Annotated in this window: 19 protein-coding genes; 14 read left to right on the forward strand and 5 right to left on the reverse strand. The window is 64.5% G+C overall.

Annotation, left to right across the window (positions count from 1 at the left end; translation table 11 throughout):
* The first annotated feature begins 250 nt into the window (after positions 1–250).
* From M2361_RS02545 to M2361_RS02585, 9 genes are all read left to right on the forward strand, one after another.
* Positions 251–1,561: an efflux RND transporter periplasmic adaptor subunit gene (locus tag M2361_RS02545; RefSeq protein WP_259246073.1), complete on the forward strand. Its 1,311-nt coding sequence runs from the start codon at positions 251–253 to the stop codon at positions 1,559–1,561.
* A gap of 65 nt (positions 1,562–1,626) precedes the next feature.
* On the forward strand, positions 1,627–4,857 hold the full coding sequence (locus tag M2361_RS02550; RefSeq protein ID WP_259246074.1) for an efflux RND transporter permease subunit: 3,231 nt from the start codon (positions 1,627–1,629) through the stop codon (positions 4,855–4,857).
* Positions 4,854–6,371, forward strand: a complete 1,518-nt coding sequence (locus M2361_RS02555; protein WP_259246075.1) for an efflux transporter outer membrane subunit — start codon at positions 4,854–4,856, stop codon at positions 6,369–6,371. The genes M2361_RS02550 and M2361_RS02555 overlap by 4 nt, the downstream gene beginning before the upstream one ends.
* Positions 6,368–7,108, forward strand: coding sequence for a pyridoxine 5'-phosphate synthase (locus tag M2361_RS02560; RefSeq protein WP_259246076.1), 741 nt, complete (start codon positions 6,368–6,370; stop codon positions 7,106–7,108). Before M2361_RS02555 ends, M2361_RS02560 begins: the two co-directional genes overlap by 4 nt.
* Positions 7,109–7,178: 70 nt before the next feature.
* On the forward strand, positions 7,179–7,646 hold the full coding sequence (gene acpS / locus M2361_RS02565; protein ID WP_259246077.1) for a holo-ACP synthase: 468 nt from the start codon (positions 7,179–7,181) through the stop codon (positions 7,644–7,646).
* Positions 7,647–7,659: 13 nt separating this feature from the next.
* On the forward strand, positions 7,660–8,718 hold the full coding sequence (nagZ, locus tag M2361_RS02570) for a beta-N-acetylhexosaminidase (protein ID WP_259246078.1): 1,059 nt from the start codon (positions 7,660–7,662) through the stop codon (positions 8,716–8,718).
* Positions 8,681–10,510, forward strand: coding sequence for an excinuclease ABC subunit UvrC (gene uvrC / locus M2361_RS02575; protein WP_259246079.1), 1,830 nt, complete (start codon positions 8,681–8,683; stop codon positions 10,508–10,510). Before nagZ ends, uvrC begins: the two co-directional genes overlap by 38 nt.
* A gap of 101 nt (positions 10,511–10,611) precedes the next feature.
* The gene (gene pgsA / locus M2361_RS02580; protein ID WP_006225674.1) at positions 10,612–11,184 is read left to right on the forward strand and encodes a CDP-diacylglycerol--glycerol-3-phosphate 3-phosphatidyltransferase; all 573 of its coding nucleotides are present in this window, start codon (positions 10,612–10,614) and stop codon (positions 11,182–11,184) included.
* Positions 11,185–11,395: 211 nt separating this feature from the next.
* Positions 11,396–12,718, forward strand: coding sequence for an MFS transporter (locus M2361_RS02585; protein WP_259246082.1), 1,323 nt, complete (start codon positions 11,396–11,398; stop codon positions 12,716–12,718).
* On the opposite strand, the gene M2361_RS02590 is transcribed toward M2361_RS02585, so the two are convergent.
* The 3 genes from M2361_RS02590 to queF all read right to left on the reverse strand — a co-directional run bounded on the left by M2361_RS02590 (position 12,644) and on the right by queF (position 16,269).
* Entirely contained in the window at positions 12,644–14,062 is a 1,419-nt protein-coding gene (locus M2361_RS02590; protein WP_259246083.1) for an MFS transporter, read from the reverse strand. The genes M2361_RS02585 and M2361_RS02590 overlap by 75 nt on opposite strands.
* Positions 14,063–14,156: 94 nt before the next feature.
* Positions 14,157–15,311, reverse strand: coding sequence for a M20 aminoacylase family protein (locus tag M2361_RS02595; RefSeq protein WP_259246084.1), 1,155 nt, complete (start codon positions 15,309–15,311; stop codon positions 14,157–14,159).
* 133 nt (positions 15,312–15,444) lie between these two features.
* Entirely contained in the window at positions 15,445–16,269 is an 825-nt protein-coding gene (gene queF / locus M2361_RS02600; protein WP_259246086.1) for an NADPH-dependent 7-cyano-7-deazaguanine reductase QueF, read from the reverse strand.
* Positions 16,270–16,590: 321 nt separating this feature from the next.
* Here queF and aceA point away from each other — a divergent pair, with 321 nt between their 5' ends.
* The gene (gene aceA, locus M2361_RS02605) at positions 16,591–17,910 is read left to right on the forward strand and encodes an isocitrate lyase (protein ID WP_100856496.1); all 1,320 of its coding nucleotides are present in this window, start codon (positions 16,591–16,593) and stop codon (positions 17,908–17,910) included.
* A 166-nt stretch (positions 17,911–18,076) separates the two neighbouring features.
* Here the strand turns inward: aceA and M2361_RS02610 are convergent, their stop codons facing one another.
* Positions 18,077–19,141 (reverse strand): NAD(P)-dependent alcohol dehydrogenase, encoded by a 1,065-nt coding sequence (locus M2361_RS02610; RefSeq protein ID WP_259246087.1) that lies wholly within the window; start codon positions 19,139–19,141, stop codon positions 18,077–18,079.
* Between the two features lie 105 nt (positions 19,142–19,246).
* On the opposite strand from M2361_RS02610, the gene M2361_RS02615 reads away from it, so the two are divergent.
* Positions 19,247–20,137, forward strand: coding sequence for a LysR family transcriptional regulator (locus M2361_RS02615; protein ID WP_259246089.1), 891 nt, complete (start codon positions 19,247–19,249; stop codon positions 20,135–20,137).
* A 25-nt stretch (positions 20,138–20,162) separates the two neighbouring features.
* Here the strand turns inward: M2361_RS02615 and M2361_RS02620 are convergent, their stop codons facing one another.
* The gene (locus tag M2361_RS02620; protein ID WP_259246090.1) at positions 20,163–21,020 is read right to left on the reverse strand and encodes a LysR family transcriptional regulator; all 858 of its coding nucleotides are present in this window, start codon (positions 21,018–21,020) and stop codon (positions 20,163–20,165) included.
* 145 nt (positions 21,021–21,165) lie between these two features.
* Between M2361_RS02620 and M2361_RS02625 the strand changes: the two genes are divergently transcribed.
* Genes M2361_RS02625 through M2361_RS02635 form a run of 3 tightly spaced genes read left to right on the forward strand, consistent with a single transcriptional unit; the run spans position 21,166 to position 24,275 of the window.
* Positions 21,166–22,161: a tripartite tricarboxylate transporter substrate binding protein gene (locus tag M2361_RS02625; protein ID WP_259246091.1), complete on the forward strand. Its 996-nt coding sequence runs from the start codon at positions 21,166–21,168 to the stop codon at positions 22,159–22,161.
* A gap of 39 nt (positions 22,162–22,200) precedes the next feature.
* Entirely contained in the window at positions 22,201–23,082 is an 882-nt protein-coding gene (locus tag M2361_RS02630; RefSeq protein ID WP_259246092.1) for a CoA ester lyase, read from the forward strand.
* On the forward strand, positions 23,079–24,275 hold the full coding sequence (locus M2361_RS02635; protein WP_259246093.1) for a CaiB/BaiF CoA-transferase family protein: 1,197 nt from the start codon (positions 23,079–23,081) through the stop codon (positions 24,273–24,275). Before M2361_RS02630 ends, M2361_RS02635 begins: the two co-directional genes overlap by 4 nt.
* Positions 24,276–24,434 lie beyond the last annotated feature (159 nt).

Raw genomic sequence — 24,434 nt, forward strand, 5'->3', positions numbered from 1 at the left:
GTTTAAGCGGCCGAAAAATACGTAATTTCCCCAATAACTGAGTTACATTATTGGGCTGTTTACGTGTCGTGGCTGATGTTTGGGCTTGGTTTGATAGCGCCTGACCGAGGTTGATCGCGGGAGGTCGTGTTTGACCGTCATGGTTGACGCGGGTGCGCTTGATGATTCGTTAGCCTGATTCAGCCGATTGATGCGGTTAATGATTGATGCGATTAACTGAAGCGGTTCACTACGCTACGCGGGGGTTTCAATGCGGTTTTTGCCTAAACGTGTTTCAGGTCTGGCTGTTTCCGGTGGCATCCTCGCGCTGGTGTTGGCGGGATGCGGAGAAGAGCCGCATATGAATCCGGGCATGCCCCAGGTCAGCGTCATCACCGTTCAGCCTGAGCGCGCGCCCATCGTTTCTGAACTCCCTGGCCGCGTGGATGCCGTGCGCGATGCGCAAATCCGCGCGCGAGTGACGGGCATCGTGCAGAAGATCACCTTCGAGCAAGGTGGCGACGTCAAGGAAAACCAACTGCTGTTCAAGATCGATCCGGCGCCCTACAAGGCCGCCTACGATCAGGCCACGGCACAACTGAAGCAGGCGCAAGCGAACCTGTTCAGCGCCAAGCTGCTGGCCGACCGCTACGCCCCGCTGGTGAAGGCCAACGCGGTCAGCAAGCAGGAATACGACAACGCCGTGGCCTCGTTCCGGCAGGCCGACGCCACCGTCGCCGCCGCGAAGGCCGCGCAAGACAACGCCGCCATCAACCTGGGCTATACCGACGTCACCTCGCCCATCACGGGCCGCATCGGCAAGCCGCTGGTCACCGAAGGCGCGTTGGTGGAATCCACCTCGGCCACGCAGATGGCCACCGTGCAGCAACTTGACCCGATCTACGTGGACTTCACTCAGTCCACCGCTGAATTGGCCTCGCTGCGTCGCGCGTTCGCCAGCGGCAAGCTGCAGCAAGTAGGCAAGGACACTGCCCGCGCCATGGTCATGCTGGAAGACGGCACGGAATACGAGCACCCCGGCAAGCTGTTGTTCACGGGCATTACCGTGGATCCGTCCACGGGTCAGGTGAACCTGCGCGCCGAAGTGCCCAACCCCGATGGCATCTTGCTGCCCGGCATGTATGTGCGGGTGCGCCTGGAGCAGGGCGTGGACGACAAGGCGCTGATGGTGCCGCAGCAGGCGCTGCAACGCACCGCCGACGGCTCGCAAAGCCTGATGCTGGTCAAGGACAACAAGATTCAACAGTTGCCCGTCACCACCGGCGGCGCGCTGGGCAACAACTGGTTGATCACCAGTGGCCTGAATGCCGGTGACGTGGTCGTGGTGGAAGGTTTCCAGAAGATTCGTCCCGGGGCGCCGGTGCAGGTCAGCCAATGGACCAAGAACGGCGCGGCGCCTAAAACGGGTCAACCCGCGGGTCAACCCGCGGCCCAATCCGGCGCACAGCCCGGGGCACAGCCCGCCGCGAAACCCGAGCCCCAACCGGGCGGCCAGCCCGCCGCGCCGTCCAAGCCTGCCGAGCCCGCTCAGCAGGACAAGGCCGCAGGCCAGAAATCGTAAGCGGCACGCGGCGTCACAAGCGCCGCGTTCCTCTTTGGTGAGCATCGCTTTCAGAGTCAGCCCACATGCCGCAATTTTTTATTGATCGACCAATTTTCGCCTGGGTAGTTGCCCTGTTCATTCTGCTGGCCGGGGTGTTGGCCATCCCGAACATGCCAGTGGCGCAGTACCCGGATGTGGCCCCGCCGGCCATCACGATCACCGCCACGTACCCTGGCGCTTCGGCGAACGAGGTGGCCGAATCGGTCACCAGCATCATCGAAGACAAGCTCAACGGCGCCAAGGGCCTGATCTACTACGAGTCGGTCAGCGATTCCTACGGCACGGCCACCATCACCGCGACCTTCGCGCCGGGCACCAACCCTGACCTGGCTCAGGTTGACGTGCAGAACCGCGTTTCGAACGTGATTGCGCAGTTGCCGTCCGCCGTGCAGCAGCAGGGCCTGCAATACGAGCAGACCAGTACCGGCTTCCTGATGATCGTGACGCTGTCGTCGGCGGATGGGTCGCTGGACCAGACGGCGCTGGCCGACTACATCACGCGCAACGTGCAGAACCCGGTTTCGCGCGTGGCCGGCGTAGGCCAGTTCCAGTTGTTCGCGGCGCCGCGCGCCATGCGTGTCTGGGTAGACCCCGCCAAGCTGGTGGGCTTCAACCTGAGCATGAACGAGGTCAACCAGGCCATCGCGGCCCAGAACGTCCTGATCTCGGGCGGCAGCATCGGCGCGCCGCCCAACCCGGAATCGCAACGCATCACGGCCACGGTCACGGCAAACGGTCAGTTGAGCACCGTGGACGGCTTCGGCAAGATCGTGCTGCGCGCCAACACCGATGGTTCCAAGGTGCTGCTGCGTGACGTGGCCCGCATTGAAGTCGGCGCCGACAACTACCAGTTCGGTGCTCGCCTGAACGGCAAGCCGACGGCGGCCTTCGCCATTGTGCTGTCGCCGGACGCCAACGCGCTGGCCACCGCCCAGGGCGTGCGCCAGCAGATGGAAGAGCTGTCCAAGTACTTCCCGGGCAACATCCAGTACGCCATTCCCTACGACACCGCGCCCTACGTGAAGGTGTCGATCGAGCAGGTGCTGCACACCCTGGCTGAAGCCATGGTGCTGGTGTTCCTGGTGATGTACCTGTTCCTGCAGAACGTGCGCTACACGCTGATTCCCGCGCTGGTCGTTCCGGTGGCCATGCTGGGGTCGTTCGCGGTGATGCTGGGGCTGGGCTTTTCCATCAACGTATTGACCATGTTCGCGATGGTGCTTGCCATCGGGATTCTGGTGGATGACGCCATCGTGGTCGTCGAAAACGTTGAACGCATCATGGCCAGCGAGGGCTTGCCGCCCAAGGAGGCCACCAAGAAAGCCATGCCGCAGATCAGCGGCGCCATTATCGGTATCACGCTGGTGCTGGTTACGGTGTTCTTGCCGCTGGCCTTCATGAGCGGGTCCGTGGGCGTGATCTACCGTCAGTTTTCGGTGGCCATGGCCGTGTCGATCTTCTTCTCGGCCCTGCTGGCGCTGACTTTCACACCGGCCTTGTGCGCCACCATTCTCAAGCCGATCCCCAAAGGGCACCACAACGAGAAAAAAGGCTTCTTCGGCTGGTTCAACCGCAAGTTCGACGCCACCACCCACGGTTACCAGAACTGGGTGTCGCGCATTCTGCACAAGGGCGGCCGCATGATGCTGGCCTTCCTGGTGCTGGTGCTGCTGCTGGGCTGGCTGTACCTGCGCCTGCCGTCGTCGTTCCTGCCCGAGGAAGACCAGGGCTACGTCATCAGCAACATCGAACTGCCCACGGGCGCCAGCGCCAACCGCACGGTTGAAGTGATCGAACAGGTCGAGGAATACTTCCGCAGCATTCCCGCGGTCGAGAACATCATCGCCGTGCAGGGCTTCAGCTTTAACGGTAACGGCCTGAACGCAGCTATTGCGTTCACCACCTTGAAAGACTTCAAGGACCGTAAAGAGAAGCAGGATTCGGCGGGCGCCATTGCCTTCAATGCCTTCCAGAAGCAGTTGATGGGCATCCACGATGCGCAGGTGTTCACCCTGGTGCCGCCGGCCATTTCGTCCCTGGGTAACGCCACCGGCTTCGACTTGCGTCTGCAAGACCGTGGCGCGGCCGGTACCGCGGCGCTTGCCGCCGCGACAGGCCAGCTGATGGGCATGGCGATGAAGAGCCCGGTGCTGTCGCAGGTGCGTATTACCGGCCTGGCGGCCGGCACGCAACTGACGCTGAACATTGACCGCGACAAGGCCGCCGCCTTGGGCGTGGACTTCAATGAAGCGGCATCGCTGATTTCGACGGCAGTCGGTTCGGCCTACCTGAGCAAGTTCCCCAACATGGGCCGGATGCAGAACATCTGGGTGCAGGCGGATGCGCCGTATCGCATGCAGTTGTCCGATGTCCTGAAGCTGAACGCACGCAACGGCCAGGGCGGCATGGTGCCCTTGTCGACCTTCGTGTCGGCCGAGTGGGTCCAGGGCCCGGTGCAGGTGGTGCGCTACAACAGCTACGAGTCCATGCGTATCGGCGGCGCCGCCGCCGCGGGCTACACCACCGGCCAGGCCATGGAAGAAATGCAGAACCTGGTGGCGCAGTTGCCGCAAGGCTTCGGCTACGAATGGACGGGCCTGTCCTACCAGGAACGGCAAGCCGGCAACCAGGCGCCTATCCTGATGGGCCTGTCGCTGCTGATCGTGTTCCTGGTGTTGGCCGCGCTGTATGAAAGCTGGGCCATTCCGCTGTCGGTCATGCTGGTGGTGCCGCTGGGCATGCTGGGCGCCGTGGCGCTGGTCAGCGCGCTGGGCATGTCCAACGACGTGTACTTCCAGGTGGGCATGGTGACCGTGATTGGCCTGGCGGCCAAGAACGCCATTCTTATCGTGGAGTTCGCCAAGGATCAGTACGCCCGGGGCATGGGGCTGTATGAATCGGCGGTGGAAGCGGCCAGGCTGCGGTTCCGGCCGATCTTGATGACGTCGCTGGCGTTCATCCTGGGCGTGGTGCCGCTGGCCATGGCCACCGGCGCGGGCGCCGCCAGCCAGCGCGCGGTGGGCCTGGGCGTGTTGGGCGGCATGCTCGCCGCCACGCCGTTCGCCGTGATCTTCGTGCCGACCTTCTTCGTGGTGGTTCTGGGCCTGTTCAAGACCCGCCCGCGCCTGCTGGGCGCCGAACTGAAGGCCTGGGAAGAAGAGCAGGCTGCCAAGAAGGCCGCAGAAGGGCAGCCCGCAACGGACACCGCCCACACTCCCGCACAACCCAATGGTGGCCCGGAGGGCAAGGCATGAAAGCCCTGATGATCAAGCAATCCGCCCTGTCCGCCTTCGTGGCGGTGGCGTTGGCCGGCTGCTCGCTGGCGCCCGACTACAAGCGTCCCGACGCACCGATCACGGGCGTCTGGCCCGATCAGCCCAAGGTGCAGTACGGCGGCTACAACAACCCCACGTCGCTCGGCTCGCAGCCGGCGTCAGCGGTCTTGCCCGAAGCCGGCATACCCGCCGCCGATTTGGGCTGGCGCGAATTTTTCCGCGACCCGCGCCTGCAAAGCCTGATCGCGCTGTCGCTCGTCAACAACCGCGACCTGCGCGTGGCGGTGCAGCGCGTGGAAGAAGCGCGTGCCCAGTATGGGGTTCAGCGCGGCGCGCAGTGGCCCAGCATTGGCGCCGGCATCCAGGGCCAGCGCCAGCATCTGCCGGCCAACATGCGCGCGGGCGGGCCGGATTCCAGCTCGATTTCCAGCTCGTACCAGGCCGGCATTGGCCTGACGACGTTTGAAATTGATCTGTTCGGCCGTCTGCGCAACCTGTCGGAAGCGGCGTACCAGCAGTACCTGTCGACCGAGCAGGCGCAAAAGACCGTGCAGATCACGCTGGTCGGTTCCGTTGCGCAGGCGTACTTCAACCTGCGCGCGGCCGAAGTCCAACTGGACCTGACGCAGCGCACGTTGGCGTCGCGCCAGGAATCCTATGACCTGGTCAAGCGCCGCTTTGACGGCGGCGTGGCGTCCGAACTGGATCTGAACCAGTCCAAGACGCTGCTGGACACGGCGTCGTCTGACCTGGCGCAATTGGCCCGGGCCCGCGCCCAGGCGCTGAACGCGCTGGTGCTGCTGGTGGGCGCGCCTTTGCCCGAAGACCTGCCGCCGCCCGCCACCTTTGGCCGCGACCAGTTGTTGGCCACCGTGCCGTCGGGCCTGCCGTCCGACCTGCTTGAACGGCGCCCTGACATTCTGGCGGCGGAAAACCAGCTGCGGTCGGCCAACGCCAACATCGGCGCGGCCCGCGCGGCGTTCTTCCCCACCATTTCCCTGACCGGTCTGTTGGGCGTGGCCAGTCCGTCGCTGGGTGACCTGTTCAAGGGCGGCCAGGGCTATTGGAGTTTCTCGCCGTCCATCACGACCCCGCTGTTTGCCGGCGGCACGATCCGCGAAGGGCTGAACCTGGCCAAGGCGCGCGACAACATCGCCGTGGCGCAATACGAGCAGACCATCCAGCAGGCGTTCCGGGAAGTGTCCGACGCGCTGGCGGGCGAAGCCACCTACGGCGCGCAGTTGGACGCCCAACGCGCCTTGCAGGAATCGTCTTCGCGCACCCTGGAACTGTCGAACCTGCGTTATACCAACGGCATCGATAGCTTCTTGCAGGTGCAGACCGCGCAGGTAGACTTCTTCAATGCCCAGTTGTCGCTGGTGCAGACCGGTTTGGCCGCGCTGATCAACCGCGTGGAGCTTTACAAGGCCTTGGGCGGCGGCTGGGAAGAAACCACGAAAGAACCGACCAAAGTGTCGACGACCACGCAATGATAGAACTTGGTGTAAATATCGATCACGTTGCCACCTTGCGGCAACAACGCCATACGGTGTATCCGGACCCGGTGGCCGCCGCGCTTCGCGCGGAGGACGCCGGCGCCGACCTCATCACGCTGCATCTGCGTGAAGACCGGCGTCATATCCAGGACGCCGACGTGTACGCGATTCGTCCGCAACTGCGCACGCGCATGAACCTGGAATGCGCGATCACGGCGGAAATGCTGGAAATTGCCTGCGCCGTCAAACCCCAGGACGTTTGCCTGGTGCCCGAAAAGCGCACCGAGCTCACCACCGAAGGCGGCTTGGAAGTAGCCGGCGCCATGGACTCCGTGACGGACGCCGTGGGCCTGCTGGTCGAAGCGGGCATACGCGTGTCCCTGTTCATCGACCCGGACCCGGTGCAGATTGCCGCGGCGGCCAAGACCGGCGCCACGGTCATTGAACTGCATACCGGCGCCTATGCGGAAGCGCAGGGCGATGCGGCCGAAGCCGAGCTGCAACGCATCCGCCTGGCCGTGGTCGAAGGGCTGCGCCATGGCTTGCGCGTGAACGCCGGCCATGGCCTGCACCTGGGCAACGTGGCCCCGGTGGCCGCCATTGACGGTATCTCTGAACTGAACATCGGCCACGCCATCGTGGCGCAGGCGGTGTTCGACGGCTGGGAAAAAGCGGTTCGCGACATGAAGGCGGTGATGGTGCAGGCACGCCTGCAAGCGCTGCGCGGCCTGTGACCGCTGGCCGGATGACGGATGCCACCATCTTGCGTCACGCATCCCGTGCCGCTGTTTTTGGGTGACGTTTATGTCTGACTCCTCCAAGGCTCCCGCAGCAGCCGCCAGCGCGGCCCCCACCGCAGCCCCCGCCCCGGCAGGCGCCATCGCTGGCATCGGCATGGACCTGCTGCGCATCGACCGGATTGAACGTGCGCTGGAACGGCATGGCGACCGGTTCGCGGAAAAAATCCTGGGCACTGAAGAACTGCAAAAGTTCCATGCGCGCCGTGCCCGTGACCCGGTGCGCGGCGTGCGCTTTTTGGCGACCCGCTTTGCCGCCAAGGAAGCATTTTCCAAGGCCATCGGCTTGGGCATGCGCATGCCCATGACGTGGCGGCGCGTGCAGACGCTGAACGCGCCGGGCGGGCGCCCGGTGCTGGTCATCGCGCCTGAACTGCAAGACTGGTATGGTCAACGGTTCGGCGCGGCGCATGTGTCCATCACCGACGAATCCGATATGGCCGCCGCCTATGTGGTGGTCGAACGCAAGCCCTGAATTAGGACCCCTCATGGCCAAGAAAAAATCCAAGGTAGTCCTGCCCCCCGGCCCCGTGATGGTCGATGTGGCGGGAACCTCGCTGACCAAAGAAGAAAAGACCCGCCTGCGCCACCCCCTGGTGGGCGGCGTGATTCTGTTCTCCCGCAATTTCGAGAACCGCAAGCAACTGACCAAGCTGACCCGCCAGATCCACAAGGCTCGCAAGGAGCCGCTGCTGATCCTGGTGGACCACGAGGGCGGCCGCGTGCAGCGCTTCCGCGAAGACGGCTTCACCGCCTTGCCCGCCATGCGCGACCTGGGCACGCTGTGGGACCGTGACCCCTTGCAGGCCATGCGCCTGGCGACCGAGGCCGGCTACGTGCTGGCTGCCGAACTGCGCGCCTGCGGTGTGGACATGAGCTTCACGCCGGTGCTGGACCTGGACTACGGCGCCAGCCAGGTGATCGGCAACCGGGCCTTCCATTCGGACCCGCGCGTGGTCACGATGCTGTCGCGCGCGCTGATCCAGGGCCTGGCGCTGGCCGGCATGTCGGCCTGCGGCAAGCACTTCCCTGGCCACGGCTACGTGGGCGCGGACTCGCACCACGAAATTCCCGTCGACCCCCGCAAGCTGGACGACATCTTGAAGGACGACGCCGCACCCTACGCCTGGCTGGGCGACGCCGTGCTGCCGTCGGTGATGCCCGCGCACGTGATCTACCCCAAGGTGGACAAGCATCCGGCGGGCTTTTCCAAGAAGTGGGTGCAAGACATCCTGCGCAAGCGCCTGGGCTATGACGGCGTGGTGTTTTCCGACGACCTGACGATGGAAGGCGCGTCGGTGGCGGGTGATATCCTGGCCCGTGCCAAGGCCGCGCTCAACGCGGGTTGCGACATGGTGCTGGTGTGCAACCGGCCGGACCTGGCCGACGATTTGCTGTCGCGCCTGAAGTTCGACCACGCGCCCGAATCGGTTGAACGCATCCGCCGCCTGATGCCGCGTTTCGATGCGCCCGACTGGGATACCTTGCAGGCCGAAGGCCGTTATCAGAATGCCCGACGACTTCAATCTCAAATCGTTCCTGTCTGACCTGCCGCATCTTCCAGGTGTCTACCGGCACCTGGATGCAGCCGGTGAAGTCATGTATGTCGGCAAGGCGCGCGACCTGAAGAAGCGCGTCTCGTCGTATTTCCAGAAGAACCTTGCCAGCCCCCGCATCGCCCAGATGGTGTCGAAAGTGGCGCGGCTGGAGGTCACCGTGACGCGCTCGGAAGCCGAAGCGCTGATCCTGGAAAACAACCTCATCAAGAGCCTGAAGCCGCGCTACAACATCCTGTTTCGCGACGACAAGTCCTACCCCTATCTGCTGATCACCGGCCACGAATGGCCGCGCATTGCCTACTATCGCGGCGCGACCAACAAGCGCGGCCAGTACTTCGGACCGTTCCCCAACGCGTGGGCGGTGCGCGAGACGATCCAGATCCTGCAAAAAGTCTTCCGCCTGCGCACCTGTGAAGACACCGTCTTCGCCAACCGCTCGCGCCCCTGTCTGTTGCATCAGATCGGGCGCTGTTCGGCGCCTTGCGTGGGCGCCATCGAGGCCCAGGAGTACGAGCGCGACGTGCAGCGCGCGGTGCGCTTCCTGAATGGCGAAGCAAAAGACGTCATGGGCGAAATCGAAGCGCGCATGCAGCAGGCGGCGGGTGAACTGCGCTTTGAGGAAGCCGCCGCGCTGCGCGACCAGATGGGGTCGCTGGCGCGCGTCCTGCATCAGCAGACCATGGAGAACACCAGCGGCGAAGACACCGACATCATTGCGGTGGCCGTAGCGGGTGGCAAGGTCTGTGTGAACCTGGCGATGGTGCGCGGTGGCCGCCACCTGGGCGACAAACCCTTCTTTCCGACGCACGCCGAGGGCGAAGCCGCGCCGCAGGTGCTTGAGGCCTTTGTTGCCCAGCACTACACCGACAACGCCATGCCGCCCGTGCTGGTCTGTTCGCACGCCTTGCCCGACCCCGACTTGATCAACCTGCTGATCGAACAGGCGGGCGGGCGACCGTCACGCCTGCTGACCCGTCCGCAGGGCGCGCGCCGTTCGTGGCTGGAACAGGCGGGCAAGAACGCCGAGATGGCGCTGGCCCGCGCGCTGACCGAATCCGGGGCCCGCGCCGGCCGCACGCTGGCGCTGGCCGAGGCGCTGGACCTGGACACCGATGAAGCCGCGCTTGATGCGCTGCGCATTGAATGCTTCGACATCAGCCACACGGCCGGCGAAGCCACGCAAGCATCGTGCGTGGTGTTTGAACACCACGACATGCAGCCCTCGCTCTACCGCCGTTACAACATTGCCGGCATCACCCCGGGCGACGATTACGCGGCCATGCGCCAGGTGTTGACGCGCCGCTTCGCCAAGGTGGCGGATGGCGACGCCCAGATGCCGGGCCTGGTGCTGATCGATGGCGGCAAGGGCCAGGTCGAAGTGGCGCGCAAGGTGTTTGCGGAATTGGGGTTGGACATCCAGACGCTGGTCGGCGTGGCCAAGGGGGAAGGGCGCAAGGTTGGCCTGGAAACCCTGGTGTTCGCCGACGAGCGGCCCCCCGTGGCGCTGGGTGGCGAGTCCGCCGCGCTGATGCTGATTGCCCAGGTGCGTGACGAGGCGCACCGCTTTGCCATCACCGGCATGCGGGCGCGCCGCGCCAAGACGCGCAATGTGTCGCGGCTGGAAGAAATTGAAGGGGTGGGCGCCCGGCGCCGCCAGCGCCTGTTGGCCCGGTTCGGCGGATTTTCGGGGGTGGCGTCCGCCAGCATTGAAGACCTGGCATCGGTGGACGGCATTTCCCAAGACCTGGCCGAACGCATCTACGAGGCGCTGCGTGGCTAGCCGATATCGGCTCGTGCAGTGGCCGGGCGCCGGCCAAAGCGCGGCCACCCCACCGCGTCGATACAGCCAGCGTCATCCGGCTGATGTAGCATACGGACACTATGCCAATTAACGTACCCATAATCCTGACGTGGCTGCGCATCGCCATGATTCCTCTGGTGGTCGGGCTGTTCTACCTGCCCGAGAGCTGGATGTCGGTCCCCACGCGCGACACCTTCGCGGCGTGGGCGTTCATCATTGCGGCGCTGACCGATTGGTTCGACGGATGGCTGGCCCGCCGCTGGAACCAGACCTCGGCCTTCGGCGCCTTCCTGGACCCGGTTGCCGACAAACTGATGGTCTGCGCCGCGCTGATCGTCCTGCTGGACCTGAGCCGCGTCGACGCCTTTATCTCGCTGATCATCATCGGCCGTGAAATCACCATTTCCGCCTTGCGCGAATGGATGGCCAAGATCGGCGCCAGCGCCAGTGTCGCCGTGCACCGCCTGGGCAAGTTCAAGACCGCCGCCCAGATGGTGGCGATTCCCTGCCTGCTGTACAACCAGCCCGTCTACGGCATCAGCACCAAGCTGCTGGGCGACGTGCTGATCATTGTTGCGGCGGTGCTGACGGTCTGGTCGATGCTGTATTACCTGCAGCGCGCCTGGCCCGCCATTCGCGAAAAGGCGCTGTAAGCGCCCTGGCAGTATCCTGATTTGCAGACGGCGGCCGGGCTCGCGCATGGCGGCCGCCAATACAGTCCAAGAGCGATGGCCGGCACGATCCGGCCCGGCCTTGTCGCCGCATTCGCCATGAACTCAACGGCCGGGCTCCCGGCCGTTGCCGGAGACAACCCGCGCACCGCATCACTGCGTGCGCTACCCGCCGCTTGCGCGGCCTTTTGCAATGCACACCGCCACCACCCCCTTGCCCTCGGATGCCGATGTCCGCCGGCGCGACTGGAAGACCATTCTGTTGATCGGCGTTGCACACGCCGCATCGCACTTTTTCCAACTGGTGCTACCCCTGCTCAACGTGTCCCTGGCCACGGCGTTTGGCCTGGACTTCGCGCGGGTGGGGGCGCTGGTGGCTACGTTCTACGTGGTGTCGGGCATCGGCCAGGCGTCCTCGGGTTTCGTCGTGGACCGCATCGGCGCGCGGCCCGTGCTGTGGTTCGGGCTGGCGTGCTTTGTGTTGTCGGGCGTGTTGATCGGCTCGGCCAACGGCTACCCCATGCTGATGTTTGCTGCCATTGTGGGCGGCATCGGCAATTCGGTGTTCCATCCGGCCGACTACTCCATCATCAACCACCGCATTACGCCGTCGCGCCTGGGGCACGCGTTTTCAGCGCACGGGCTGACCGGCAACCTGGGCTGGGCGCTGACGCCGATATTCATGACCACCATCACCTTGCTGGCCGACTGGCGCGTGGCCGCCTATAGCGCCGCGGGGCTGGTGGCGGTGGTGCTGGTGTTGACCGTGCTGGGCGGCCATCTGCTTGGTGGGCCCATATCCCTGGACGCCGAAGCAAAGGATGACGGCAAGGACGCAGCCCAGGCCGCCACCGCGGCATCCAATGCCGCGCCCAAGCCGCAAGAAGGCGTGCTGACTACCCTGGCGACGCTGCTGTCCAAGCCCGCGCTGTGGGGCGCGTTCCTGTTCTTTGCCTGCACGTCGATCGCGTTGTCGTCGGTGCAGAACTACACGATTCCGCTGCTGGACCAGTTGTACGGCCTGTCTGAAGTGGTGGCCAGCTCGGCGTTGTCCGGCTACATGGTGGCGTCGGCCGTGGGCATGGCGGCGGGTGGCTTCCTGGTGTCGGCCAACCCGCGCACCGAGCGCACCGTGATGGTGGCGCTGTTGTTGGCCGGCTTGACGCTGGTGGTGCTGGCCCTGGGCCTGGTGCCCGGCGCACTGGCCGCACCGGTGGTGGGCCTGGCCGGCTTCTGCTCGGGCGTGGCGGCGCCTTCGCGCGACATGCTGATCCGCCGCGTCACGCCCAAGGGTTCCACCGGTTCTGTCTATGGGCTGGTGTATTCGGGCATGGACGTGGGCTCGGCCCTGGGCCCGCTGGCGTTCGGCCTGCTGCTGGATGCAGGATTCCGCCAGGGGCCGTGGGTGGGCGCGGGCGTGGCGTTCGCGGCGGCGGCGTTGCTAGCGCAGTGGATCGCCGTGCAGGCGCGCCGCGCCGATCCCGTGCTGGCGGGGGGCGCGGTCGCCCGGTCCTGACGTGTTTCGGGTGTCGCCACCCGGTCCTGACTTTTCTTGGACGCCGTCTCCCCCTGGCTTGCCCGGGCCAAGCAGCATCAGCCCAATCAAACCAATCAACACGCACAGCGCCACGTAATAGGCCGGCACCATCAGGTTGCCGGTCTGCTGGATCAGGGCGGTGTTGATGAAGGGCGCCAAGCCGCCAAACAGCATCACCGCCAGGTTGTACGACAGCGACACGCCGGTTGATCGCAAGTTCACGGGCAGGATCTCGGTCATCAGCGCGGGCGTGGGCCCCCACATGAAACCCATGCAGGCCGCCGCCAACAATTGCGCCTGCAAGAGCGTGGCGAAGGACGGCGCATGCAGCACGCGCGCCATCATGAACCATGTGACCACGCCAAAGGCGAAGGTGGCGGGCAGCATGAGGGCGCGGCGCGTCAGGCGGTCCGACAGCGCGCCCGACAAGGGGCACAGCACCAGCAGCAGCACGGCGGCCAAGGCGCTGCTCAGTTGCGCGTCGCCCATCGTCAGCCCCAATTCCGTGACGGCGAAGATGGGCAGATACAGCAACATGACGTAGTTGGACGCCGTGCCCGTCACCACGATGCAGAACGACCCGATCAGTTCACGCGGATACCGCGAAAACAGCGTGCGCAGCGTGGTGCGTTCGGGTTTGACGAGCTGGTCCTGAAAGCGGCGGAATTCAGGCGTTTCGTCTACCTGAGTGCGCAGGTAATAACCGATGGGCCCGATCAAAATGCCGAACAGGAACGGCACGCGCCAGCCCCAGCTTTCCAGATCCGCCGTCGACAAGTTCGAAGATAGCAGGTAGACCACGCCGGCCCCGGCTGAAAACGCCAGCGACTGCGAGCACATCTGAAAGCTGCCGTACAGGCCGCGCCGCCCGGTGGGTGCGAATTCCACCAACATGGCGCTGGCGCTGGCGTACTCGCCGCCCACCGAAAACCCCTGGATCAGCCGCGCCACCAGCATCAGCACGCTGGCCGCCACGCCGATTGATGCATAGGTGGGCAGCAGGCCGATCAGGGCGGTGCCGCCCGCCATCATCAGGATCATCAGCGACAACGCGCGGCGGCGGCCGTGGCGGTCGGCGTACATGCCCAGCACCAGGCCACCGATCGGGCGCACCGCAAAGGCCACGCCAAAGGTGGCCAGCCCCAGCAGCAGCGACGTTGCGCTGTCGCCGGTGGGGAAGTACAGGCGCGAAATCACGGCGGCGAACATGCCGTAGATGGCGAAATCGAACCACTCGAAGGCATTGCCCAGCACCGAGGCAATGACCACGCGCCGACGCATGGCGGCGGAAACTTGATAAGCGGGGGAAGACGAAGACGTCATCTTGGACTCCTGCGAACGCCGTACAGGCGCAAGGGGACACGAGCGCGTTGCATGGCAACGCGGCCCGTGGACTCGACAGCAAGAAAAGGGGGGATCAGCCCAGGCGGTCGCGCACGATCTCTACGAAGACCGCTGCGCCGATGGGCAGGATGTCGTCGTCGAAATCGTATTCAGGGTGATGGCAGAAGTGGCCGTCCTGGCCAACGAAGAAGTAGGCGCCAGGACATTCCTGAAGCAGGTAGGAGAAATCTTCCGAGGCCATCAAGGGCGTGACGCGGTCGTCCACCGCGTCGATGCCGACCACGCGCGCCGCCGCGGCAGCGACCGTGGCGGCCGGGCCGGGTGCATTGATGGTGGGCGGGCAGCCCAGGCCGAACTCGCAGTCGATGCGGGTGGCGTTGGACAGGGCCAGGCCGTCGCAGATTTCGCGCACGCGGCGCAAGGCGGTTTCGCGGGCGGGGATGCTCATGGTGCGCACCGTGCCCCGCAGTTCCATCAGGTCGGGGATGACGTTGGGCGCGGTGCCGCCGTTCATCATGCCCACGCTGACCACGCCCGCCACCAGCGGATCCAAGGACCGGCTGACCACGGTTTGCAGCATGCCCACCAACTGGCTGGCGATTACTACCGGGTCGTTGCCTTGCTGCGGCATGCCGCCGTGGCAGCCCACGCCATGCACGCGGATGGTGAAGCCGTCGCAGGCGGCCAGCAGCGCGCCTTCGCGCACGGCGACGCGCCCTTTGCCCAGCATCGGATTGTTGTGCAGGCCATAGATTTCGTCGCAGGGAAAGCGCGTGAACAGCCCGTCTTCGATCATCGCCGCGCCGCCGGCGAGCGTTTCCTCGGCCGGTTGGAAGATGAAATTCAGGGTGCCTGCGAAGTCACGGTTCTGCGACAGGTGTTGCGCCACCGCCAACAGCGTGGCCGTGTGCCCATCGTGCCCACAGCCATGGAAGCTGCCTTCGTGGGTGGAGCGGTACGGCAGGGTGGTTTTCTCCTGCATGGGCAGCGCGTCCATGTCGGCCCGCAGCCCGATGCGACGGTCGCCGGGGCGTTCGCCCCGCAACACCGCCACCACGCCCGTGCGGCCGATGCCGCTATGCACCTCCAGGCCCCACTGTTTGAGCTTGGCCGCGACCAGTTCGGCGGTGCGGTGTTCTTGAAAACCTAATTCCGGATGCGCGTGCAGGTCTTGCCGCCATTGCGCGAATTCGGGTTGACGCTCGACAAACCAATCACGGACTTGCATTGCCGCCTCCTGGGGGAAGTGAAATGGCTGAGGTTCGGATGTGGCGGCGGGCCGGGCGGCCCGCCTGATGCCGTGGGAACCTTAGACGATATCGTCGGCGGAAGGTGAATCTGTAACTGGTCGTGAGCTGGGCCTATTGGCGGACTGTGCGTACGTCGGCCGGGGGCGACGTTTCCACGTTGCTGCGCCACGGGTTGATGTCCAGCCCGCCACGGCGCGTGTAGCGCGCGTAGACCGTGAGGTGTTCCGGGGCGCAGGCGGCCTGGATGTCGCTGAAGATGCGTTCCACGCAGTGCTCGTGGAATTCGGCGTGCTGGCGGAACGACACCAGATAGCGCAGCAGCGATTCGCGGTCGATGGGGGCGCCCCGGTAGCGGATCTGCACGCTGGCCCAATCGGGCTGGCCGGTTACCGGGCAGTTGGACTTCAACAGGCGCGAGGCCAGCGTTTCTTCGACCACATCGCCGGGCCGGGTGCGCAGCAGCTCGGGTGCGGGCTCGTAAGTGTCGATTTCGATGTCCAGCTTGTCGATATAGATGCCGTCCATCTCCGCCATCCGCAATTCTGAAAAACGTTGCGGCAGGAAGAAATCCAGGCCAACCGGCGCGCCCGCGGCGGCGCTCAGGTCGCGTTCCAGGCGCCCGCGCAGGGCAGCCGAATTCACCAGGCGCGTCTGGTTGAACGAATTCAAATAGAGCTTGAACGACTTGGATTCGATGATGTTGGGGCTGTCTGCAGGCACCGAGAACGTGGCCATGGCCACGCGCGGTTTGCCCTTGGCGTCCAGCCAGGACAGCTCGTAGGCGTTCCAGATATCCACGCCGGTGAAGGGCAGCTTGCCGGCTTCCAGGTTCAGCGCTGCTCGATTGTGCGAGCGCGCGATGGGAAACAGCAGCGAGGGATCGTATTGCGAGGCGTAGGCCACGCTTTGGCCCAGGGGGCCGTGAGACAGGGTCATGGCAAATCAAGGAAATCGGAGGAATAGCGGCATTGTAGGCGGTCGGAAAAACGCTAAATTTTCGCATTATGAAATGTAAGTCTCGTCATGTGAAAGTTCCTGCTGCTACGCAACCAAAGCGCATTTCACAGATGGCAAAGTCGTTCCGCAATACGAAATGGAAGTTTTAATTCATTGATTTTAAAGAAAAACATTTTTCATCTTCTATAAGACATAAGCCCACATTGCCCTGCAGCACAGGCATAGACTTTGTCCAACGATTCACGCAATGCAAGACGCGAATCTTTTGAAGTTTTCCTATCACTGACCAGGAGCATCACCATGAGCACTCGCGAAACCGAAATCCGCAATTTGCAGAAAGACTGGGCCGAGAACAGCCGCTGGCAAGGCATCAAGCGCGACTACAGCGCCGAGGATGTCATCCGCCTGCGCGGCTCGATCAGCGTGCAGCACACGCTGGCCGAACGTGGCGCGACCCGGCTGTGGGAATCCCTGCATAGCGAGCCCTTCGTGAATTCGCTGGGCGCCCTGACCGGCAACCAGGCCATGCAGCAGGTCAAGGCCGGCCTGAAGGCCATCTACCTGTCGGGCTGGCAAGTGGCCGGTGACGCCAACCTGGCCGGCGAGATGTACCCCGACCAGTCGCTGTACCCCGCCAACTCGGTGCCGCAAGTGGTTCGCCGCATCAATAATTCCTTGTCGCGCTGCGACCAGATCCAGTGGATGGAAGGCAAGAACCCGGGCGACGAGGGCTACATTGATTATTTCGCGCCCATCGTGGCGGATGCCGAAGCCGGTTTCGGCGGCGTGCTGAACGCCTTCGAACTGATGAAGGCCATGATCGACGCGGGCGCGGCCGGCGTGCACTTCGAAGACCAATTGGCTTCCGTGAAGAAGTGCGGCCACATGGGCGGCAAGGTGCTGGTGCCCACCCGCGAGGCCGTCGCCAAGCTGGTGTCGGCCCGCCTGGCCGCCGATACGATGGGCACGCCCACCGTGTTGCTGGCTCGTACCGACGCCGACGCGGCAGACCTGGTGACCAGCGACGTCGACGAAAACGACCGCCCGTTCATCACCGGCGAGCGCACCGTGGAAGGCTTCTTCCGCACCAAGGCCGGCATCGACCAAGCGATTTCGCGCGGCCTGGCCTATGCGCCCTACGCTGACTTGATCTGGTGCGAAACGTCCACGCCCAACCTGGAATACGCCCGCAAGTTCGCGGACGCCATCCATCGCCAATTCCCGGGCAAGCTGCTGGCGTACAACTGCTCGCCCTCGTTCAACTGGAAGAAAAACCTGGACGACGGCACCATTGCCAAGTTCCAGCGCGAGCTGGGCGCCATGGGCTACAAGTTCCAGTTCATCACGCTGGCCGGCTTCCATGCGCTGAACTACGGCATGTTCGAACTGGCCCACGGCTATGCCCGCCGCCAGATGAGCGCCTTCGTGGAATTGCAGCAGAAGGAATTCGCCGCCGCCGACTTGGGCTTCACCGCCGTGAAGCACCAGCGCGAAGTGGGCACCGGCTACTTCGACGCCGTGACGCAAACGATCGAAAACGGCCAGTCTTCCACCACCGCCTTGACCGGGTCCACGGAAGAGGCCCAGTTTGAACACGGCAAGGAACAGAAGGTGGCTTGATCGCGTTATCGCGTTATCGCACTACCGCATGATCCGTCGCCCGGTAAGTGGTTGACCGGGTGACGAGATTGATTGCTTTGCAGTTGCAGTTGTAGGTGCTGTTGTAGGGTGGATTCGGGGTGCCTTCGGGCACCCTTTTTTTTCCCCAGGTCAGCACGCTTGCGCGTCAGGCGGCGGCCGCCTCTTTCTCAAGCGAGGCCATGTCGATCACGAAGCGGTACTTCACATCGTTCTTGGCCAGGCGCTCATAGGCGTCGTTCACGGCCTGGATAGGCACGATCTCGACATCGCTGACGATGCCGTGTTCGGCGCAGAAGTCCATCATCTCTTGCGTTTCCTGCATGCCGCCAATCGCCGAGCCGGCAATCGATTTACGCCCCAGGATGAGGTTGGCGCCCGGGATCGGATCCAGCGGCGTCAGCGCGCCCACCAGTGCCATCGTGCCGTTCAGCGTCAGCAAGGCCAGGTACGGATTCACGTCATGGCTGACGGGCACCGTGTTCAACAGGAAATCGAACGAGCCGGCATGCGCGGCCATCGCCTCTGCGTCACGCGACACCAGAACTTCGTCGGCGCCCAGGCGCTTGGCGTCGCGGCCCTTGTCGGCGGACGTCGTGATCATCACCACGTGCGCGCCCATCGCGTGCGCGAATTTCACGCCCATGTGGCCCAGGCCGCCCAAGCCGATGACGCCCACTTTCTGGCCGGGGCCGACCTTCCAGTGGCGCAGTGGCGAATAGGTGGTGATGCCGGCGCACAGCAACGGCGCCACGGCCTTCAGGTCCAGCTTGTCGGACACCCGAACGACGAAGTGTTCCTTGACGACGATGTGGTCGGAATAGCCGCCGAACGTCAATTGGTCGCTGCCGCGTTCCTTGTCGTTGTAGGTCAGCGTGGCGCCTTGCTCGCAGTATTGCTCGAGGTTCAGGCGGCAGGCCTTGCAGTGTTGGCAGGAATCCACCATGCAGCCCACGCCGGCGTAATCGCCCGCCTTGAACTTGGTGACGTTCTTGCCCACCTGCGCGACGCGGCCGACGATTTCGTGGCCCGGCACCATCGGGTACATCGAATTGCCCCAATCGCCGCGCGCCTGATGCAGGTCGGAGTGGCAAATGCCGCTGTACAGGATGTCGATCAGCACGTCGTCGTCGCCAGGTTCGCGGCGCGTGAAGCTGAAGGGAACGAGCGGGGTGTCAGTGCTGTGGGCGGCGTAGCCACGGGCTTGGGTCATGATCGATTCGCAGGAATTTGTTAAGCAGGCGTTCACAATATGCTTCGCCATCCGCCGGATCAAGCTAGAATTTCCGCATGTTTTATTGAAGGAATTTGCACAATCATGCAGGCGGATAACCTGTCCCACCTGGCCGCCTTCGCCGCCGTGGCCCGGCATTGCAGCTTTCGCCGCGCGGGCGAGGAACTGGCCCTGTCCACGTCCGCCGTCAGCTACGCCATCCGCAACCTGGAAGAGCGACTGGGCGTGAACCTGTTCAATCGCACGACGCGCAGCGTCGCGTTGACCGCCGCCGGGCAGCGCCTGGCCGAACGCTTGCTTCCCGCGCTGGTCGACCTGGGCGACGCGCTTGAAGAAATGAACCACTTTCGCGGCGCCGCGTCCGGCACGTTGCGGATCAACACGTCGCGGGCCGCGTCCTACATGCTGCTGATGCCGTTCGCCGCGCGCTTCCTGGCCGCCTATCCGGACATCCAGTTGGAAATCGCCGAGGACGACAGCTTTGTCGACATCGTGGCATCTGGCTTTGACGCGGGCGTGCGCTTGTTGGAGGCCGTGCCCGAAGACATGGTGGCCGTGCAGATCGGCCCGGCGTTGCGCGCGGCGGTGGTCGCTTCGCCCGCCTACCTGGCAGGACGGCAATTGCCCCGCCATCCCCACGACTTGTTGAACCACGCGTGCGTGCGCTACCGCTTTCCCAGCGGGCGCTTCTACAAGTGGGAATTCGAAAAGGATGGCGTTGCTATGGAAGTCGACGTGACCGGCCGCATCGCGCTTAGCGACGTGCACGCGGAAGTGCGCGCGGCGGCGGACGGCATCGGCATCGGCTGCGTGCCGGAACACTACGTGCGCGACCTGCTGCAATCGGGGCAGTTGGTGCGGATGCTGGATGACTGGTGCCCGACGATACCGGGCTTCATGCTGTACTACCCGCGCCAACGTCGCGTGTCGTCAGCGTTACGGGCGTTCATCGACATGGCGAAACAGACCAGCTAGCGCGGGGCGGGGGAAGGCTCGCGGATCAAGGACGCGCGCCTTCCAGCAACGCCTGCACCAGCCGATTCTCTTCGTCCGCCTGCCGGCACACGAATGAAATCTGGCGGTACGGGGCGTGCTTGCCTAGCGGCAGCACCCGCACGGGATGCACATCCAGCAGGTTGCGGCCCGGTTCGGGCAACACGCACACGCCCAAGCCCGCCGACACCAAGGCGGTCAGTGCCGCCAAAGACTGCATTTCAATGCGGCAGCGCGCATGCGGCGCGTGCTGGGCCACATACCGTGCGGCCAGGCGTCCGCCGATGGTGGTTTTGTCGAAGCGGATCCATTCGTACTGCAGGAACAATTCGGCCACGCGCGTTTCATCGGAATCCGGCGGCGCGATCAGCACCAGCGTTTCACGAAACAGCGGCGTCCAGGCCAAGCGGCTGGAGCCCCCCGTTTCGGGCTGCGTGATGATGGCGGCATCAATTTCGCCTTTCTTCAGCTTCTCGGTCAGTTCGGTGGCACGGCCGCGCACCAGCCGCACATCCAAGAAGGGGTAGCGTTCGCGCAGTTTGCGCAGCAGCGGCGGCAGCAGCGTGACCTGCAAGGGTTCGATCGTGCCCAGCCGCACGCGCCCCTCAACGGCAGGAGTGCTGCGCCGGCGCAGTGCATCCAGCCGGGCCAGCGCGTCTTGAAGCACCGCGTCAACTTCGGCGGCAAACGCGTTCGGCCTGGCCTGTAGCGCCGACCGGTCAAATAGCGGCTGGCCGAAGTACTCCTCCATCTGCTTCATCTGCAGGCTCACGGCGCTGGGCGACAGGTTCATGTCCGCCGCGCCCGCCGCGAAACTGCCGCCGCGCAATACCGCATTGAGCGTACGGAAAGACTCGATCTTCATCAGAAATTCTCACGTAGTGCTTTAAGAATCCTCGCTTTATATCATCAGTGCCCAGTCCTAGTATTTGAGTCGACCACAACGAAAAGCGGCTGCGGGACGGGCGTGCCACGCCCGCCGGAACAGACCGACACCGAGGAGACATACGATGAACCCGACTTTGAACAAGCTGCGCGCGGCAATACCCGCATTGGCCGTGAGTCTGACGTTTGCCGCTGTGGGTGCCCCCGCGACGGCCACCGCGCAGTCCGCTGCCGTCCCCCCTACGATCACGATGGTGGTGCCGTTTCCGCCCGGCGGCAGCAATGACGTCTTCGCCCGCGTGCTGGCCGAAAAGCTTGGCGCGCGGCTGTCAAACACGGTCATTGTTGAAAACCGGCCAGGCGCAGGTGGCGCGATCGGCGCGGAATACGTGGCGCGCGCGCCCAAGGACGGCTCGGTCTTGATGCTGTCTTCTTCCACGCTGACCACCAACGCGGCGGTGCAGACCAACTTGAAGTACGACGTGGTGCGCAGCTTCGCCCCGGTGGCGATGCTGGCGCGCAGCCCGATGGCGCTGGTGGTGGGCAAGGATTCGCCGTACCAGTCCATGGCCGACCTGCTGGCCGCCGGCCGCAAGGAACCCGGCAAGCTGACCTATGGCAGCGCCGGCCTGGGCTCGGTCAACCAGATGGCCAGCGAAATTCTGGCCGGAGGCGAGAAGACGGCGTTCACGCACGTGCCCTACAAGGGCATGTCGCACGCGCTGAACGACCTGGCTGGCGGCCGTGTTGATTTCGTGATCGGCAGCTTCGCGTCCACGGCGTCGCTGCTTAAAGGCGGCAAGCTGCGCGTGCTGGCCGTCACGTCGCCCAAGCGGTCGCAGTTCTACCCGGCCCTACCCACCATCGGTGAAGGCCAGCCCGGCTACTCGGTGGAACTGTGGTGGGGCGTGTTGGCCCCGGCCGGTACGCCCGCGCCCCTGGTCGACAAGCTCAACGCCGATATCCGCGCCATCGTTAACGACGAAAAGATGCGCGCCATGTTTGCCGAGGAAAGCGCCGTGCCCGCCGAGCTGACCGTGCCCCAATTCGCTGACTTGGTCCAGGCCGACGCCGCCAAGTGGAAGCAGGTGGCGCGCGATCGAAACATCTCCATCCAGTAAGCACGGCCCTGATTCAACCTTCGTCACAAGAGCGCAAGCATGAGAAGCAAACTGTTCGTTCCAGGATCCCGTCCCGAGTTATTTTCCAAGGCCCTGAACGGCCCCGCGGACGCGTTGTCGTTCGACCTGGAGGACTCCGTGGCGCCATCGCGCAAGGCCGAGGCGCGCGAGCACCTAACCCGCATGTTGGCCGACCCGCAAACCGCCGCGTCGGGCAAGACCCTGATCGTTCGGGTGAATGCGTTGGATAGCGGGCATTTCCATGCAGATGTGCAGGCGGTGGTGCGGCCGGGCTTGCATCTGGTGAACCTGCCCAAGGCGGAAAGTGAGGCCGACGTGGTGGCGGCAGCCAGCGCCATCGAGCAGGCGCGCGCCACCAATGGAGTGGATGAGCCGGTCGGCTTATTGCTGAACATTGAATCGCCGCGCGCATTGCGTCTTGCGGCCACCCTGGCGGCGGCGCATCCATCCGTGGCCGGTTTGCAGTTGGGTTTGGGGGATCTGTTCGAACCGGCCGGCATCAGCCGCCGCCAGAACGTCGCCGTGCAGCAGGCCATGTTTGCGCTGCGCATGGCGGCGGCCGAGGCGGGCGTGTTCGCTTATGACTCCGCTTTTGCCAACATTGAGGACGAAGCCGGTTTTCGCGCCGAGGCCGAGTTGGCGCGCAGCCTGGGTTATCTGGGCAAAAGCTGCATCCACCCGCGCCAAGTGCCGCTGGTCAATGCCGCGTTTCGTCCGACGGACGACGAAATCGCCCACGCTACCCGCGTGGTGCAGGCCGCGCGCGAGGCATCCGATAAAGGCGTGGCCGCGTTCGTGGTGGATGGCCGGATGATCGACGGTCCCTTTCTGCGCCGCGCGGAAGACATTTTGCGTTCGGCCTCGTCGCTGGGGCTGGATGGCGCGGAGCAAAAGCAATGATGGCGGCCGAACAAGCTTCAACAGGTGGCCCGCTTGCCGGCGTTCGCGTACTGGACCTTAGCGCCTACATCGCCGGGCCTTATGGCTGCACGCTGCTGGCCGATCAGGGCGCGGACGTAATCAAGGTTGAACCGCCCACGGGCGACAACCTGCGCAAGTATCCGTCAACGCTGGACGCTGAGAGCCGCGCCTTCCTGGGGGTGAACCGGGGCAAGCGCGGGCTGGTGCTGGACCTGAAAAATCCCGACGCGCTCGCTGTGCTGCATGAACTCGCCCGGCAAGCGGATGTACTGGTCCACAATTTTCGGCCCAGCGTGCCGGCGCGGCTGGGCATCGCCTACGAACAACTGGCCGAGCTGAACCCCCGCTTGATCTATTGCGCCGTGTCGGGTTACGGCGAATCTGGCCCGTTGAAGGACAAGGCCGGATACGACCAGGTGCTGCAAACCATGACGGGCATGTGCGCGTTGCAGGGCAAGGTCGATGGCCCGCCCGAAATCCTGTACGGATCGGTGGTGGATTACTACGCGTCGTCGATGGTGGCGGCGGGCGTGGCATCGGCGCTGTACGAGCGCGAACGCAGCGGGCGTGGCCAGTTCGTGGGCGTGTCATTGCTGCGCAGCGCGCTGGCGCTGCAATCGGCAAGGCTGATCTGGGCCGAAGGCGAACCGCGCAACATCGGGCGCGATATGCGCTCGGGCGGTATTACGGGCATTCATCCCACGGGCGAGGGTTATCTGTACATCTCTGCGAATACGCCGCACTTCTGGCAAGCCTTGTGCGAAAAAACCGGCTTGTCCGAACTAGCCGCCAACGAGCGCTACGACTCGGTGCGCAAGCGCGCCGAACACCGCGACGAAATCGTGCCACGCCTGCACGAGGCGTTGCGCGCCCGTAGCGCGCTGGAATGGGAAGCCTGGTTTGGCGAAGCCGTCCCCTGTGCCGCCGCGCGCGGCGTTGAAGACATGTTCGACTTCCCGCAGGTGCAAGCCGAAAACATGATCTCGACCTTTACACACCCGGTCGTCGGCAGCTATCGCGGCTTCGCCCAAGCTATCAAGTTCGGCCGCACCACGCCCGACACACCGCGCGCCGCGCCCGCGTTCGGCCAACACAGTGAAGCCGTGCTGGCGGAAGCGGGGATATCGGCGGAGACGGCCGAGACGTTACGGAAAGGGGGGGCGTTGGGGTGATGTTCGCGCTTGCGTTACATACATGACGACGCGCGTCCGTAAACCAGAAAAATACGCGGCGTCGGCTGCCGGAGCTCGAGCAGATGAGGCTCCTTCCAGCATAAGCCGTCGCAGTTGGTGTCGATCCTGATTCTTTCGGAGGAGAAGGGGTCTGGTATC

It is taken from the genome of Achromobacter sp. JUb104 (genome assembly GCF_024806975.1).
Classification (GTDB): domain Bacteria; phylum Pseudomonadota; class Gammaproteobacteria; order Burkholderiales; family Burkholderiaceae_B; genus Achromobacter; species Achromobacter spanius.

Bases quoted from the DNA above. Each gene is read 5' to 3' on its own strand.
- M2361_RS02555 (WP_259246075.1), top strand. From the start codon at position 4,854: ATGAAAGCCCTGATGATCAAGCAATCCGCCCTGTCCGCCTTCGTGGCG.
- nagZ (WP_259246078.1), top strand. From the start codon at position 7,660: ATGGCCAAGAAAAAATCCAAGGTAGTCCTGCCCCCCGGCCCCGTGATG.
- M2361_RS02615 (WP_259246089.1), top strand. From the start codon at position 19,247: ATGCAGGCGGATAACCTGTCCCACCTGGCCGCCTTCGCCGCCGTGGCC.
- acpS (WP_259246077.1), top strand. From the start codon at position 7,179: ATGTCTGACTCCTCCAAGGCTCCCGCAGCAGCCGCCAGCGCGGCCCCC.
- M2361_RS02595 (WP_259246084.1), bottom strand. From the start codon at position 15,311: ATGCAAGTCCGTGATTGGTTTGTCGAGCGTCAACCCGAATTCGCGCAA.
- aceA (WP_100856496.1), top strand. From the start codon at position 16,591: ATGAGCACTCGCGAAACCGAAATCCGCAATTTGCAGAAAGACTGGGCC.
- M2361_RS02625 (WP_259246091.1), top strand. From the start codon at position 21,166: ATGAACCCGACTTTGAACAAGCTGCGCGCGGCAATACCCGCATTGGCC.
- queF (WP_259246086.1), bottom strand. From the start codon at position 16,269: ATGACCCTGTCTCACGGCCCCCTGGGCCAAAGCGTGGCCTACGCCTCG.
- M2361_RS02545 (WP_259246073.1), top strand. From the start codon at position 251: ATGCGGTTTTTGCCTAAACGTGTTTCAGGTCTGGCTGTTTCCGGTGGC.
- M2361_RS02620 (WP_259246090.1), bottom strand. From the start codon at position 21,020: ATGAAGATCGAGTCTTTCCGTACGCTCAATGCGGTATTGCGCGGCGGC.
- M2361_RS02550 (WP_259246074.1), top strand. From the start codon at position 1,627: ATGCCGCAATTTTTTATTGATCGACCAATTTTCGCCTGGGTAGTTGCC.
- M2361_RS02610 (WP_259246087.1), bottom strand. From the start codon at position 19,141: ATGACCCAAGCCCGTGGCTACGCCGCCCACAGCACTGACACCCCGCTC.
- pgsA (WP_006225674.1), top strand. From the start codon at position 10,612: ATGCCAATTAACGTACCCATAATCCTGACGTGGCTGCGCATCGCCATG.
- M2361_RS02585 (WP_259246082.1), top strand. From the start codon at position 11,396: ATGCACACCGCCACCACCCCCTTGCCCTCGGATGCCGATGTCCGCCGG.
- M2361_RS02630 (WP_259246092.1), top strand. From the start codon at position 22,201: ATGAGAAGCAAACTGTTCGTTCCAGGATCCCGTCCCGAGTTATTTTCC.
- uvrC (WP_259246079.1), top strand. From the start codon at position 8,681: ATGCCCGACGACTTCAATCTCAAATCGTTCCTGTCTGACCTGCCGCAT.
- M2361_RS02635 (WP_259246093.1), top strand. From the start codon at position 23,079: ATGATGGCGGCCGAACAAGCTTCAACAGGTGGCCCGCTTGCCGGCGTT.
- M2361_RS02560 (WP_259246076.1), top strand. From the start codon at position 6,368: ATGATAGAACTTGGTGTAAATATCGATCACGTTGCCACCTTGCGGCAA.
- M2361_RS02590 (WP_259246083.1), bottom strand. From the start codon at position 14,062: ATGACGTCTTCGTCTTCCCCCGCTTATCAAGTTTCCGCCGCCATGCGT.